10 protein-coding genes are annotated in these 15276 nt (G+C 65.8%); 3 read left to right on the top strand and 7 right to left on the bottom strand.

Annotation, left to right across the window (positions count from 1 at the left end):
• Positions 1-7 precede the first annotated feature (7 nt).
• The 4 genes from ACFXP9_RS08935 to ACFXP9_RS08920 all read right to left on the bottom strand — a co-directional run bounded on the left by ACFXP9_RS08935 (position 8) and on the right by ACFXP9_RS08920 (position 3651).
• Positions 8-1687: a bifunctional protein tyrosine phosphatase family protein/NAD(P)/FAD-dependent oxidoreductase gene (locus tag ACFXP9_RS08935; RefSeq protein ID WP_397208635.1), complete on the bottom strand. Its 1680-nt coding sequence runs from the start codon at positions 1685-1687 to the stop codon at positions 8-10.
• A gap of 72 nt (positions 1688-1759) precedes the next feature.
• Positions 1760-2647, bottom strand: a complete 888-nt coding sequence (locus tag ACFXP9_RS08930; RefSeq protein ID WP_397208636.1) for an MBL fold metallo-hydrolase — start codon at positions 2645-2647, stop codon at positions 1760-1762.
• A gap of 28 nt (positions 2648-2675) precedes the next feature.
• Entirely contained in the window at positions 2676-2885 is a 210-nt protein-coding gene (locus ACFXP9_RS08925; protein ID WP_397208637.1) for a YgaP family membrane protein, read from the bottom strand.
• Between the two features lie 85 nt (positions 2886-2970).
• Positions 2971-3651 (bottom strand): Crp/Fnr family transcriptional regulator, encoded by a 681-nt coding sequence (locus ACFXP9_RS08920; protein WP_397208638.1) that lies wholly within the window; start codon positions 3649-3651, stop codon positions 2971-2973.
• Between the two features lie 226 nt (positions 3652-3877).
• Here ACFXP9_RS08920 and ACFXP9_RS08915 point away from each other — a divergent pair, with 226 nt between their 5' ends.
• Together ACFXP9_RS08915 and ACFXP9_RS08910 are read left to right on the top strand one after the other, a co-directional pair.
• Positions 3878-5755 carry an autotransporter assembly complex protein TamA gene (locus tag ACFXP9_RS08915; RefSeq protein WP_397208639.1) on the top strand — a complete coding sequence of 626 codons (1878 nt, stop codon included), beginning with the start codon at positions 3878-3880 and terminating at the stop codon, positions 5753-5755.
• A complete protein-coding gene (locus ACFXP9_RS08910; protein ID WP_397210168.1) occupies positions 5755-10257 on the top strand; it encodes a translocation/assembly module TamB domain-containing protein in 4503 nt (1500 codons plus the stop codon). The genes ACFXP9_RS08915 and ACFXP9_RS08910 overlap by 1 nt, the downstream gene beginning before the upstream one ends.
• On the opposite strand, the gene ACFXP9_RS08905 is transcribed toward ACFXP9_RS08910, so the two are convergent.
• The 3 genes from ACFXP9_RS08905 to ACFXP9_RS08895 all read right to left on the bottom strand — a co-directional run bounded on the left by ACFXP9_RS08905 (position 10251) and on the right by ACFXP9_RS08895 (position 14528).
• A complete protein-coding gene (locus tag ACFXP9_RS08905) occupies positions 10251-11009 on the bottom strand; it encodes a hypothetical protein (RefSeq protein WP_397208641.1) in 759 nt (252 codons plus the stop codon). The two genes, ACFXP9_RS08910 and ACFXP9_RS08905, sit on opposite strands and share 7 nt — an antisense overlap.
• Positions 11010-11604: 595 nt before the next feature.
• A complete protein-coding gene (locus tag ACFXP9_RS08900) occupies positions 11605-13125 on the bottom strand; it encodes a PAS-domain containing protein (RefSeq protein WP_397208642.1) in 1521 nt (506 codons plus the stop codon).
• A gap of 74 nt (positions 13126-13199) precedes the next feature.
• On the bottom strand, positions 13200-14528 hold the full coding sequence (locus ACFXP9_RS08895) for an ActS/PrrB/RegB family redox-sensitive histidine kinase (RefSeq protein ID WP_397208643.1): 1329 nt from the start codon (positions 14526-14528) through the stop codon (positions 13200-13202).
• 94 nt (positions 14529-14622) lie between these two features.
• Between ACFXP9_RS08895 and ACFXP9_RS08890 the strand changes: the two genes are divergently transcribed.
• Entirely contained in the window at positions 14623-15249 is a 627-nt protein-coding gene (locus ACFXP9_RS08890; RefSeq protein ID WP_397208644.1) for an SCO family protein, read from the top strand.
• Positions 15250-15276 lie beyond the last annotated feature (27 nt).

Genomic DNA, 15276 nt, shown 5'->3' with positions numbered 1-15276 from the left:
TATGGGCTTACTCGCTGCGGGCGGTGATCTTTTCGGGCCTGGCCAGCCATTCCTTGCCGCGCAGCATCGCCTTCCAATAGACCGGCGGCAGCAGCTTTTCCTTCAGCCACCACGCCGCGCGGGTCGGGCGGGTGCCGTCCAGCAGCCATGTCGGGAAGGACGGTTTCAGCGCCCCGCCATAGCCGAATTCCGCCAGCACGATCTTGCCGCGTTCCACCGTCAGCGGGCAAGACCCATAGCCGTCATATTGCGCCACCGCCGACCGCCCGTCGATATCAGCGACGATATTGGCGGCGACGATGGGCGCCTGCTTGCGGGCGGCGGCGGCGGTCTTGGCGTTGGGGGCGTTCATCACATCGCCCAGACCCCAGATATTGTCATGGGTCTTGTGGCGCAGCGTCGCCTGATCGACATCGACCCAGCCCGCCGCATCGGCCAGCGGCGAGACGCGGATGAAATCGGGCGCGGTCTGGGGCGGGCAGACATGGATCATGTCGAAGTCCATCTGCACCTGCCGGGGTTCGCTGTCGGGCGCGCAGGTCTGGAAGGTGGCGCGGCGGGCCGGGCCGTCAATGGCGACAAGGTTGTGGAAAAAGTTCAGCTGCGCGTCGTAACGCCGGACATATTCCATCAGCGCGGGGACGTAATCCTTGACCCCGAACAGCACCCCGCCGGCATTGCAGAACTGGATGTCGATCTGGTCCAGCACCCCGCGCCGGCGCCAGGCATCGCCGGACAGATACATCGCCTTTTGCGGCGCCCCGGCGCATTTGATCGGCATGGGCGGCTGGGTAAAGATGGCGCGGCCCGCGGTCATTTCGCTGACCAGCTTCCAGGTATAGGGCGCCAGATCATAGCGGTAATTCGAGGTCACGCCGTTGCGGCCAAGCGTTTCCTCTAGCCCCTCGATTGCGGCCCAGTCCAGCTTGAGGCCGGGGCAGACGACCAGCCGGTCGTATTTGACCACCCGGCAGCCATCCAGAATGACGGCATTGTTTTCCGGCTCGAAGGCGGCAACCGCCGATTTCAGCCATGTCACGCCCTTGGGGATCAGGCTGCCCATGGTCTTGGCGGTGGTTTCGGCGTTGAAAATGCCGCCGCCCACCATCGTCCAGCCGGGCTGGTAATAGTGGATGTCGGCAGGGTCGATCACCGCGATGTCCAGATCGGGGCGCCGCGATTTCAGGCTGGCGGCAACGGAAATTCCGCCTGCGCCCGCGCCGACGATGACCACCTGATACTGTGCGTCGCCGGTATCGGTGGGGGTCTTGCCGCCATTGCTGATGCGCCGCGCGACGCCGTTCATGTCATAACCGGCGGCCTTGGTGCGCGACAGGATCTCGGGCAGGGGGCGGCGGCTGGCCTGCGCCAGCGACCACAGCGTGGCAGACCGCGTGCCGGTGCGGCAATAGGCCAGAACCGGACCGGGCAGTTCCATCAGCATCTGGCCAAAGCTGTCGGCGGTATCGTCGCGCACCATCCCCGGCGTTACCGGCAGAAAGCGAAAGTCCATTCCCGCCTGGGTGGCGGCAGCGGCGATTTCCTCGTGGCCGGGCTGGTCGGGGCCTTCGGCATCGGGGCGGTTGCAGATGATGGCGCGAAAGCCGGCCTTGGCCAGCGCCGGAATGTCATCGGCGGTGATTTGCGGACTGACGGCAAAGCCGTCCTCGATCTGGTGGATATCCACGATGGTTTCCCCTTCAGGATGCGCGCGTTTCAGGCGGGGCCAGACCGGCCCCGCCGCATGTCGGGGCTGCTGTTACAGCGTGTTCAGCGGCACTTTCAGGAAATGCTTGCCGTCCTTGTCAGCGGGGGGCAGTTCGCCCGCGCGCATATTCACCTGAAGCGACGGAATGATCAGCCGCGGCATGTCCAGCGTCGCGTCGCGTTCGGTGCGGAAGCGGACGAAATCGTCACGGGTTTTGCCGCCGCCGACATGGATGTTATGGGCCTTTTCTTCGGCCACGGTGGTTTCCCAGCGGATTTCGCGGCCATTGGGTGCGTAATCGTGGCACATGAACAGGCGCATGTCGTCGGGCAGGGCCAGCACCTTCTGGATGCTGTCATACAGCACCCCGGCATCGCCGCCGGGGAAATCGGCGCGGGCCGATCCGCCATCGGGCATGAACAGCGTGTCACCGACAAAGGCGGCATCGCCCATGACATGGGTCATGCAGGCCGGGGTATGGCCGGGGGTGTGGATGGCAAAGCAGGTCATGGTGCCAACCTGATAGGTATCGCCATCGTCGAACAGGCGGTCGAACTGGCTGCCGTCGCGCTGGAATTCGGTCCCTTCGTTGAAAACCTTGCCGAACGTGTCCTGCACGATGGTGATATTGCGCCCGATCCCCAGCTGGCCACCCAGTTTGTCCTGAATATAGGGCGCCGCCGACAGGTGGTCGGCGTGCACATGGGTTTCGATCAGCCAATCGACGGACAGGTCGTTTTTGCGCACGAAATCAATAATCTCGTCCGCGCTGCGATGGCTGATGCGCCCGGCGGCATAGTCGATATCCATGACCGAATCGACGATGGCGCAGGCGGCCGATGCCGGGTCTTTCACGACATAGGAAATGGTGTTGGTGTCCGGGTCGAAAAAGCCGGTGACCTGGGGCTTGATGCGCATGTCGACGGGATATCCGGTCATGGTATGTTCCTTGTATTGTGGCTGTTGATCAGCTGCGCGGGCAGGTCTTGATGCCGATGATCGAATACAGCGGGCAGTTGCCGATCAGAGAGGTGACGATGAACACCGCCGCCACGACGATGGCGATCCAGTGCAGCGCGCCTGCCGCCGCATATTGCGTGCCGAAGGCCAGATACAGCAGCACCGCCGCCACGATCAGGCGCAGGATGCGGTCGATATTGCCCATGTTCTTGGTCATGACGTTCCCTTTCTGGAATCAATGAACGTAAGATTATCGCACGAAGTCGTGGAAAGTTCGGTGACTTGGTCACAATGCCGCAGCCTCAGCCCGAGCGGGCGCTGCGGGCCAGCCTGTGCAGGGCCTCGCGCGCGGTCAGGCGCAGGGTGCCGCGGGCCTGTTCGACCCAGCCGCGACGCTGGAAATCGGACAGGGCGCGCGACACCACCTCGCGCGCGGTGCCCAGTTCATTGGCCAGCACTTGATGGGTGGCTTGAACGGTATCGTCCGCATCGGCAAGGTCCAGCAACCGGGTGGCCAGCCGGATGTCGACGCGCTGGAACACGATATCGTCGATCAGGGTAAACAATTCGGTAATGCGCTGGGCATAGCTGCGAAAGATAAAGCTGCGGAAGGCTGCCGAATCGGCGGCCAGCGCATCGAAGGTGGCGCGCGGAATGGCCACCGCCGTGGCATCGGTTTCAGCGATACCCTCGGCGGAATAATCCTCGAAGGCCAACATGCAGGCGGTGGTCAGCACACAGCTTTCGCCCGCGCGCACCCGATACAGGATGACCTCGCGCCCGGTTTCGGACCGCTGCTGCACCCGCACCGTGCCCGACAGCATCAGCAACAGGTTGTCGGCGGACTGGCCCGGCGCAAAGACCTGGGTGCCGGCGGGAACGCGCAGCACCCGGCTGCCCTCGGCCAGCAGGCGGCGGGCGGGGGCCTCCAGCCCGTCCAGCCCGTCGAACCTGCCGATCCAGTCGGTATCGCCCACAGCCATGCCGCCCCCTTATATTCACGTTTTGCAACGTAAGCGCCGGGGCCGGGCTTGTCCACCACCGATGCCGCGCAGCCGGCCCCCGCCGGGCGCAGCCGGGGCCTGTGGGCGGGCTGGTCACACCGGCGACATATCGCTGCCGTTCTGTGCAGAAATACCCTTGCGGCACTGGATTTTCCGGCCCTGTCCTGCCATGGTTTCCCAAGGCATCTGGGCAGGGAACGGAAACGTGAAAAAAATCATGTCGGGCAGCGTGGCTTGGGCCGCATCGCTGATGGTCATTCTGGGGTCGGGCGGCGTCTGGGCGCAGTCCTCGTCGCCATTTTCGGGGCTTGGCAAGCTGTTCGCCAAGGGCGAGGCCGAGCGCCCCGTCGACCTGACCATCCGGGTCGAGGGCGGCGATGACGGGCTGGAACGCGCCATCCGCAACACCTCGCTGATCAATGCGGCGCTGGATGATAACCGCTTTACCGGGCAGGATATTCTGGCCGCCGCCCGCGCCGATTATGCGCGCGTGCTGGGGGCGCTGTATGATCAGGGCCGCTATGACGCGGTCATCAACATCCGGCTGGACGGGGTCGAGGCCGCGCAGATCGCGCCGCTGGATGCCCCCGACAGCGTGACCCATGCCGTGATCGAGGTCCAGCCGGGCCGGAAATTCAGCTTTTCGCGCGCCGAAATCGGGCCGCTGTCGCCGCGGACCGACCTGCCCAAGGGCTATGCCGTGGGCAAGACGGCGGGCACCGGCACCATCAAATCCGCCGCTGCCGAGGGCGTGCGCGCCTGGCGGAAGGACGGCCATGCCAAGGCCGATGTGGTGGTCAATGACATCACCGCCCATCACCCCAGCGCCACGGTCGACAGCCGCATCGGGCTGAACCCCGGTCCGGTGGTGACATTCGGAACGCTGAACATGCAGGGCTATCAGCGGATGACGCCGCGCCGTCTGGCCAAGATCGCGGGTTTTCCCAAGGGTCAGCGCTTTGACCCTGACGCGCTGGACACGATGCGCAAGCGCCTGCGCCGCAGCGGCGTGTTTTCCGCCATCACCCTGACCGAGGCCGAGGTGCTGAACCCCGATAACAGCATGGATGTCGACCTTGCGGTGGTCGAACAGAAAAAGCGCCGCGCCGGTGCCGGGTTCGAGCTGTCGAACACCGATGGCGCGATGGTGTCGGCCTATTGGATGCACCGCAACCTGCGCGGCGGCGGTGAACGGCTGCGCTTTGATGTGTCGGTGTCCGATATCGGGGCGAAATACAGTGGCCGCGATGCCTCGTTCAAGGCGCGGCTGGAACGGCCCGCGACCTTGCACCCCGACATCACCGCCTATCTTGAGGCGGAACTGGCCCGCCAGCGCGAAGAGGATTACGAGGCCGATATCGCCGCGCTGTCCTTTGGCGGCACCTATATCCATTCCGACCGCCTCAGCGCCGATGTCGCGCTGCAATACCGCTTTTCGCGCGTGACCGACGATGGCGGGCGCACCAATTACCGGGTGCTGGCGCTGCCGTCATCGGTCACATGGGACAAGCGCGATGTGCCCAATGACCCGACCAAAGGCTATTGGCTGTCGGCCGAGGCCACGCCGTTTTACGGGTTTGGCGATACCGGCAGCGGCATCAGGCTGTTGGCCGAGGGTCGCGCCTATCGCGGATTTGGCAGTGAAAACAAGCTGGTGCTGGCAGGCCGGGCGCGGTTTGGCAGCATCGCCGGGGCGGCGATTGCCGATACACCGCGCGATTACCTGTTCTATTCCGGCGGCGGCGGGTCGGTGCGTGGCCAGCCCTATCAGTCGCTGGGGGTCGAGGTCATCGACGGTCCCGACGGCAAGATCAAGACCGGCGGCATGAGCATCGCCAGCGCCACCGCGGAACTGCGCTATCGCCTGCGCGAAAAGATCGGGCTTGCGGTCTTTGCCGATGTCGGGCGGGTCTGGACCGAAACCGCGTTTCAGGGCGACAGCGGCTGGCACGCCGGGGCCGGGGCGGGGTTGCGTTACCTGACCCCGATCGGGCCGTTGCGCTTTGACGTGGCCGGCCCGGTGGGCGGTGGCGACACCGGCAATGGCATTCAGGTTTACCTTGGTCTGGGGCAGGCATTCTGATGATCCGTTTTCTGTCGCTGTTGCTGCTTGCCATCCTGCCGCTGCTGGCGCTGCCCGGTGCCCCGCGCGCCCAAAGCGCCGCCGAAATTTCCCAACAGGTCGAGGATGACCGGGGCTTTGTCACCCGCTTTCTTGAGGAAAAGCTGTCCGGGGCCGGGCGCAAGGTGGTGATCACCGGCTTTCAGGGGGCGCTGTCCTCGCGCGCACGTTTTGACACCATCTCCATCTCGGATGCGGATGGTGAATGGCTGGTGCTGCGCGATGGCGCGATCCAGTGGCAGCGTTCGGCGCTGTTGCTGGCGCGGGTCGAGATCGACGAACTGTCCGCCGCCGAAATCGAGGTCCGGCGCGCCCCCGTCAGCGAGGGCGAACAGGGTCGCAAGCTGGAGGCGAAGGATTTCGAATTCGCGCTGCCCGAACTGCCGGTGTCGCTGCGCATCGCCAAAATCGCCGCCGCGCGGGTGCATGTGGACCCGTCGCTGATCGGGCAAGAGGCAGTGTTTTCCGTCGCGGGTCAGATGCAGCTGGCCGGCGGCGAAGGCAGCGCGGACCTGACCATCGAACGTCAGGACGGACAGCGCGGCAGCTTTGTCCTGGATGCCGGATATTCCAATAAAACCAAGGTTCTGAACCTTGACCTGACGCTGGACGAGGCCAAGGGCGGGTTCCTGTCCACGCTGGCCGACCTGCCCGGCGACCCGGCGGTGCAGGCGCATATCAAGGGTGACGGCCCGATCAGCGATTTCAATGCCGATATCCGGCTGGCGACCGACGGCCAGCCACGCATTACCGGGCAGGCCATGGTCAAGGCCGGGCCGGGTGCGGATGGCAGCCCCGGAACCGCGTTCAGCCTGAATATCGGCGGCGATGTCGCGGCGCTGGTGCAGGGCGACAGCCGCGATTTCTTTGGCCACCAGTCGCGGCTTGTCGCCAAGGGCTGGCGCGGCCAGAACGGGCGCCTGTCGGTGCCGGAATTGTCGCTGGCGACCGAGGCCCTGACCGTCACCGGCGCGGTCGAGGTCAATGAAAAACACGCCCCCACCAGCGCGCAGCTGAACATCGCGCTGGGTCGTGACGCGGGCGCGCAGACCCTGCCTGTGCGCCTGCCTTTCGCGCCCGAAAATCAGGTTCAGGCCGGTCTGCTGGACCTGACCTATGACGCGGCGCAGGGCGACGACTGGACGCTGAAGGCGCAGATTCAGGACGTGACCCGCGCCGATATGACCATTTCCCGGCTGGCGCTGACCGGCGGCGGCAAGGTGCGGTTGCAGGGCAGCCGCCTGACCGGTGTCGATGGCAGCATCGAAATCGCGGCGGATGGCGTGGCAATGACCGATCCGGGCATGGCGCAGGCGGTGGGCGACAAGCTGACCGGCCACACCGCCTTTGACTGGACGCCGGGCAACGCGGTTGACCTGACCGGCCTGACAGTCAGCGGCGCCGATTACGGGCTGATGGCCGATCTGCGCGCCGACGGTCTGGGCAGCGGCGTTACCGTCTCGGGCGAGGTGGCGGCGCGGTATACCGACCTGTCGCGGCTGTCCGGGGTGTCCGGGCGGGCGGTGTCGGGGCGGGCGGATGCGTATCTGACCGGCTATTACACCGTGCTGAACGGGGCTTTCGACGCCGAGGCGCAGGTGACCGGCACCGACATCACCGTCGATCAGGATCAGGTCGACGGGCTGTTGCGCGGCCAGTCGGTGATCACCCTCAGCGCGCGCCGCGACGACGAGGGCACGCAACTGCGCGACCTGACCGTGGATGCCAATCAGGTGCTGTTTCAGGCCTCTGGCCCGGTCAACACCGATTTCAGCGACATCCGCGCCACGCTCTCGGTTCCCAGCCTGACCGATATCGACCCCGACATGACCGGCGCGCTGGAGGCCGAGGCCGCCATGACCGGCCCGCGCACCGCCCGCCGCATCACCCTGAACGGCCAGCTGACCGACCTGCATACCGGGATGCCCGATATTGATTCCGCGCTGGAAGGCAAAACCACTCTGACCGTCGCCGTGCAGGAAAACGACGACACCTTTACCTTTGAAACCCTGCGTCTGGCCAACCCCCAGCTGTCGGTCGACGGGCAGGGCGATTTCGCCACCGGCAAGATGGACGCCACGGTCGGTTTCGACATTCCCGATGTGGGCCGGCTGTATCACCAGTTCGCGGGCAACCTGAAAGGGCAGGCCCGGCTGCGCGACGAGGCGGGCAACCAGATGGTGCAGGTCAATGCCTCGGGGCAGGGGCTGCGGCTGGGTCAGCAGGACACGCAAGGCGCCGCGCCGGGGACCACGGTGCTGGACCTGAAGGCGGCGCAGCGCGCCGATGGCAGCATCAGCGTCGATCAGTTCAGCCTGAAAAACAATCAGGTCGATGCCCATGCCCAAGGCATGATCGGCCCGGACAAGACCGATATGCAGGGCGCGGTCAAGGTTGGCTCGATGGCGGTGTTCGGGCGCGGCTGGCGCGGCGCGCTGGACCTGACCGGCGCTTTCGTCGATGCGCCCGACGGCAGCCGGCGGCTGAAGATCAGCGGCACCGGTCAGGATCTGGCGCTGGGGCAGGCCCAGATCGACGGCGCCTTCAAGGGCAACAGCAAGCTGTTGGTGGCCGCCACCGAACGCGACGGCGTCTTTGCCATTGACGAGGCATTCGTCGACAGCCCCCGCATCAAGGCGCGAGCGCGCGGCACGGTTGGCGGTGGCCAGACCGATGTGACCGCCGATATTCAGGCCGCCAGTCTGGCCTTTCTGGGCCGGGGGTTTGGCGGGGCTTTGCAGGCCTCGGGGCATGTGACCGATGATGGCAAAACCCGGCGCATCACCGCGCAGGGCAGCGGCAGCAACCTGACCGTGGGCGACCCGCGCGCCGATGCGGTGCTGCGCGGCACCACCCGGTTCGACCTTGCCGCCAGCCAGCAGGGTGACAAGCTGTCGATCGCGCGGCTGAACGCGGAAAACCCGCAACTGCGCATCGTGGCCGATGGTGACCCTGCCGGGGCGCTGAACCTTCAGGCGCAGCTGACTGATCTGGGGCTGGTGGTGCCGTCCTTCCCCGGCCCGGCCAGCCTGCGCGGCACCGTCCGCCAGACCGAACGCGATTTCGTCATGGATCTGAACGCCGAAGGGCCGGGCGGCACCCGCGCCAATATTGACGGGCGTCTGGCCCGTAATGGCCGCGACAGCGACCTGCGCATCACCGGCAACAGCGATGCCGCGCTGGCCAACCCGTTCCTGCGCACGCGCTCGGTCGAGGGGCCGGTGACGTTCGATCTGCGCATGGCCGGAAAACCGGGGCTTGAGGCCCTGACCGGTCGCCTGACCCTGCCCGATGGCCGGCTGTCGGACCCCAAGCTGGGGGTGCGGATGGACAATGTGAACCTGCGCGCCGATTTCGACCGTGGCCGCATTAACCTTGACGGTCGCGGCAATGTCGCGGCGGGGGGCGCGATCCGCGTTTCGGGTCCGGTCGATCTGCGCGGTCAGCGGGTGATGGATGTGCAGGTGGTGTTTGACAATGTCGTGCTGCGCGACCCCAACCTGTATGAAACCACCGCGAACGGAACCGTGCGCATTTCGGGACCGCAGGCGGCAGGGGCGCTGATTTCGGGGCGCGTGGCCCTTGGGGCGACGGAAATCCGCATTCCTTCCGCCGCGACCGGGGCCAAGGACATTCCCGATATCCGCCATCTGGGCGACCGCCGCCCGGTGCGCGCGACCCGCGCCAAGGCCGGTCTGGCGCCTTTCCCCAGCGCCGCCTCGCGCGAGGCGGGGATGGCCGCGCCCGCCGCCACGCCGCCAGCGCACCCGATGCGGCTGGACCTGACCATCGACGCGCCCAACCGCGTTTTCGTGCGGGGCCGGGGCGTCGATGCCGAACTGGGCGGCAGCCTGCAACTGACCGGCACCACGCGGCAGGTCATTCCCATCGGGCATCTGGAACTGATCCGCGGTCGTGTCGACCTGTTGGGCAAGCGCTTTCTGCTGACCGAAGGGCTGGTCGAATTGCAGGGCAGCATGACCCCGGTTCTGCGGCTGGTGGCCGAAACCGAACAGGACGGCATCCTGACCCGCATCATCATCGACGGCGAGGCGCATAACCCCGACATCAAGTTCGAATCCAGCCCCAGCCTGCCCGAGGAAGAGGTGCTGTCGCATCTGCTGTTCGGGCGCGGGCTGGACAATATCAGCGCGCTTCAGGCCGCACAGCTGGCCAATGCGGTGGCGGTGCTGGCCGGGCAGGGCGGGATCGGCATTGTCGGCAAATTGCGCGAACAGACCGGGCTGGACGATCTGGACCTGACCACCGATGACGAAGGCAAGGTGGGCCTGCGGGCGGGGAAATATATCTCGGAAAATGTCTATACCGATGTCAGCGTCGATGACAGCGGCAAGACCCGGCTGAATATCAACCTCGACATCAGCAAGGCGCTGACGGCGCGCGGTTCGGTTGGCAGCGATGGCGACAGCAGCGTCGGCCTGTTCTACGAGCGCGATTACTGATCGCGCGCGGGCCGGGGGGCGTCCAGATCGGCCAGATCGTCGTAATTCGCGATCAGGTCGCGCAGGTCGGATGACCCCAGCTTGTGCAGACGCTCGGTGAAAGGCGCGGGGTCGGCGCCAAGCCGGTCCAGAAGGGCCGGGAACTGGCTGCGCAGATGCTCATAGCTTAGCGGATGCGCCAGCGGGAACAGGTCGTCGACCCGTGCCCGCAACGCCGCCTGCCGCAGGATGAAACCAGTGACTTCGCTGCGTTTCAGGGTAAGTTTGGGGGCCTTGGCAGTGCCGTCCGGGGTGACATCGGAATGGCTGATCCGCAGTTCGGTCATGCGCCTGCGAGAGGCATAGGCCGCCAGCGGGTTCAGCCGGGTCAGGTGGATAACAACGGGGTTTTCGGCGCGCAGAAAACCGCGAATGCGGTGGCCATAATCGCTGTCGTCGAACAGATCCTCATAGATGATCTTGAAGCCGGTGACTGGCTTGGCCGCGGTGTCGAACACATGCTGACGCACGAAACCTGCCGGGTCGTCATTGCGCTGTGGCATCAGCCCCAGCACCACGGGGCGGGCGGTCTTGTGCAGCCGCGCGTCATCGGATGTCTGCGCCGCCGGGGGGATCAGCCCGTTGATCCACGCCCGGCTGAGGATTTCGCCATGGCAGGTGATCTGCGGATGGGCGTTCAGCGCGTGGCGCAACAGGGTCGAGCCGCTGCGGGCTTGGGCAATAATAACAAAGCGAACCGAGGCGGGCAGCATGGTCTGGCCCCTTTCGTGACGGGCGCGGCAATTGTGATCGCCCCGCCATAGCCCGCCGCCACCCCCCTCGCAACCCGCCAGCCACTGACCCGCCAGCCGGCAAACCAAGCCGCCCGGTCCCCGGCAGTCCCAAGACCGACCGACACAAGCCCGGCAGCGCGGCCATCCCGGGGTGCCACGCCGGGATGCTTCCCCCGATTACCCCGCGCGCGACCATTTGCGTGCAGCGCCCGTTGGAGTTTGGTCGGGTGGTGCCTGATCGGGATGCGGGGGTCGCGTCGGCAGCGTCTGTTGCGACCAAGGGGTGCGCGATATGTGCCCCGGTCGCAGTGTTGTTTGCGTGGTACCGATCCGGTGGGTGCAGCTGGCCAGTCCGCGCTGTCCTGACCAACCCCAGAAAGCACAAGCCAAAGCACCGGCCCAAGACGGCCAGCATCTGTCGTCGCAGCGTCGCGATGCCCCCCGGCGGTGATGTGGCGGCGTCCTGCCATTGCCCGGTGATCGCCCCATACGGGTAACCCGGCGACACGCAAAGGGCCGAACCACACCGGCCCGCATCCGGTGCATGACAGGGGCGGGGCGCTGACGGCTGTGGTCAGGCCCGGCGCGGGGATGCGGTGTTTGGTCGGGGGCCGGTTTCGGCGCCGCCGGTCAGCGTTGGCGCGCGGCTGCTGAAGGTCACCATCCGGCGCGCGCCCGGAATCGCCGCCACAGACCAGCGCAGCGGTCCCTGCGGCCCACCGGACAGGGCGCCATGGATCAGGCGCTTGCCCTCGACCTCGGTCAGGGCGTCGTGCAGGGGGGCAATATCGGCGGGGTCATGTGCCCCCCGCCAGCGGTCCAGCGCGGGGCCAAGCGCCTCTCGGTCGCATTGCCACAGGTGGCGATAGGCGCGGTTGCACATCAGCATCTGCCCGTCGCTGCCAAATACCGCCAGCGCATCGTCCAGCGCGTCGAAAAGCTGTGACCCCATCGACAGTTCAGACCTGAATTGCCGCGTCATCGAGATTTCAGAGGTAATATCCTCGATCAGGAAAGCCACCGCGCCGTCAGGATGCGGACGGCCGGTCACGCGATAGGTCTGGCCGCCGGGCAGGTTCCAGGTTTCGACATGATGCCCCGATGCTGCCGCTGCCTCCAGATTCGAGATCTGGTTTTGCCAGCTGCGATAATCCTTGGGCTCGGGGACCATGCGCGCATCGCGCAGCCGGTCCAGCAGCGCGTGCAGCGTTGGGCGCGCGATCAGAAACCCGGTGGGCAGACCGGTCAGGTCGATCAGCGCCGGGTTGAACAATTGCAACCGCCTTTCGCGGTCAAAGATCGCCAGCCCGATGGGCAGGTCGGCAAAGGTTTTGGTCAGGGTTTGCACAAATTCGCGCAGGCTGCGTTCGGCGCGCACGGTCTTGTCGGCAGGCAGGGCACAGACCATGACCTGATCGCCATCGGCCGAGGCGGTGCAGTCGAACCACAACTGGTCCGGCCCGACCTGAAGCGGCATTCGGAATGGCTGGCCAGCCACCATATCGGCGGGCAGGTCGAACAGCGCCGGCAGCGGCCACAGCGTCGGTTCGCCGGTCTGGGCCTCGGCCAGTTTCAGATAGGCCGCATTGGCCCATGTGATGCCATCCCCGCCCTGCCGCCAGGCCAGCATCGGCGAGGCGTCGACAGACCGCCGCAGCAGCGCGATTTCATGCATCTGCGCGGAATGGGCCAGCGGATCAACGACCAGCCCGGCCTCGGTATTGGCGGGGTCGCAGATGGTCAGCCGCCGCAGGCCACCGCCCAGATCCTCGACCCGCAGATGGGTGGCGGTGTCACCGGTGCTGACCAGTTCCGCCTGTGACCCCGACGGCGGTGCGTCGGTGCCGAATCGCTGCGCCAGCCATGCCGAAAGCCGTGCCCAGTCGCTGCCACCGGGCAGATCGGCCAGCAAGGCGCGGGCGGGTGCCGTGGCATCGACAAGTGTGTTGTCGCGGAACAGAAAAACGATGGGGTGCAGTGGTTTATGAAGGTCCTGCGTGCCGCCATGTGCCGCCGGATCGAAGCGGCGCATCAGCAGCAGCGCCAGAAGAACCGAGATCGTCCCCGCCAGAATAGCCGTCAGTGCGGTGGCCATGATGCCCCCCAAGAAACATGCCTTTGGGACAGTCATACAACCTAAGGTTTTAAAAAACCATTAACGGGACCACGTCAGGCCCGGATTTCCGGGTTTTTTCCCAAAATCTGGCGGTCCGAGGCCTCGATCCGGTCGCGGGGCCAGTCCACGGTGATGCGGGCGCCGGGTGTGCCATTGGCAAAGCCAAGCCGCGCGCCGGACCGTTCCAGCAGCGCCTTGGCGATGAACAGGCCAAGGCCCATCCCCTCGTATTCGCCACGCGCGGGGGCCGGGCGGCGGGTGGTCAGGAACGGATCGCCCACCCGTGCCAGCATCGCCGGGGTAAAGCCCGGACCGTCATCTGCGATGGTTACCACCAGCCGGTTGCGCGACCATTCCGCCGTGACCCGCACGCGGGTCTGGGCAAAATCGACGGCGTTCTGGATCAGGTTGCGCAGCCCGTGAATGACACCGGGGTCGCGCTGCATCATCGGCACCGGGCTGTCGTCGCGGGCCGTGGCCTCGATCAGCAATTGCTTGCCGCGGTCGGCATGGGGGCTCGCGGCCTCTTCCAGGATCACCTCGAGCGGGGCCATGCGCAGCAACAGATCGTCCTTTCCGGCCTGACCCATGGACCGCATGATATCGCGGCAGCGATCGGCTGATTGCACCAGCAGGGCAAGGTCTTCGGCCAGATCGGGGCGATCGGGCAATTCATCGGCCAGTTCGGAACTGACCAGCTTGATCGTGGCCAGCGGGGTGCCCATTTCATGCGCCGCCGCAGCCACGATGCCGCCAAGATGTTGCAGCTTTTGTTCCCGCGCCAGCGCCATGCGGGTTGCAAACAGCGCGTCGGTGGTGGCGGTGAATTCGGTCGCGACGCGGTGGGCGTAACCGGCAAAGAACACCACCCCGATCACCACTGCCGTCCAGTGCCCCAGCGCCAGCAGATGCGGCATCCGCAGCTCTGCCCCGGTCAGGTCGCGCAGCGGGATCGCCTGCCAGCTGGTCAGCGAGATCATCACCACCGTCAGCGCCCCGATAATGGCGGTGTTGCGCTGGTCCAGCGCGGTGGCGGCAATGGTCACCGGCACCAGCACCAACAGTGCGAACGGGTTCGAGATACCCCCGGTCAGCGCCAGCAGCGTCGAGATCTGGATCAGGTCGAAACCCAGTTGCAGCATCGCCTCGGGGCGCGAGACGCGGGGCCGGGGCCGCAGCGCCAGCAGCAGGTTCAGCGACACCGCGATGCCGATGGCGATCAGCGCCGCGACCAGCGGAAAGCGCACCCCCAACCCCCAGGCCGAGGCCACCGCCGCCAGTTGTCCGGCCACCGCCACCCAGCGCAACTGCACCAGCGTGCGCAGGCGGATCGGTTCGGGCGAAAAACCGTTTCCCTGATCGGACAGCGATATTAACGGCATGTCTGTGCCCCCTGCGTCATTGTGCAAGATTGATAACCGCGCCGGGATAGGCGATCAATCGGGCGCAGTTGGTTTTCATTTCGGGGGGCGCAAGATGGGCGACAGGAAAATTCTGGCTTTGGGCACGCTGGCGGCGGTGCTGGTTCTGGTAACGGGTTGGCTGTGGCTGGGGTCGGCGCGGCAGGACGATATTTTCACGCCCTGCCGCAAAAGCGTTCTGCCCGGCAACCTTGGCGGCGCATTTACCCTGACCGATGAAAATGGCGACCGGGTGACGGATAAACAGGTCTTTTCCAAACCCTCGCTTTTGTATTTCGGATATACATTCTGCCCCGATGTCTGTCCGCTGGATAATGCCCGCAATGCCGAGGCGGTCGATCTGTTGGCGGAACGCGGTTACGATGTCCGGCAGGTTTTCATCAGCGTCGATCCTAAACGCGACACGCCCGAGGTTTTGCGCGATTTCACTGATGTCTTGCATCCGCAAATGCTGGGGCTGACCGGGTCCGAACAGGAAATCGCGGATGTGAACAAGCTGTGGCGCAATTATTACAAGGCGCATCAGGACGAAGACCCCGATTTCTATCTGGTCGACCACATGACCAATACCTATCTGGTCCTGCCCGAGGCCGGCACGGTCGAATTCTTTGGCCGCGAGGCCAGCCCCGAACAGATCGCGCAGGGCACCGCCTGTTTTCTGGATGTGGCCGCTGGCCGGTAAAATTTGCACATCCCGGCGCAGCGGCCT

The sequence above is a fragment of the Paracoccus jiaweipingae genome (genome assembly GCF_044335505.1).
Taxonomy (GTDB): domain Bacteria; phylum Pseudomonadota; class Alphaproteobacteria; order Rhodobacterales; family Rhodobacteraceae; genus Paracoccus.
This window is presented reverse-complemented; position numbering and strand designations above follow the sequence as displayed.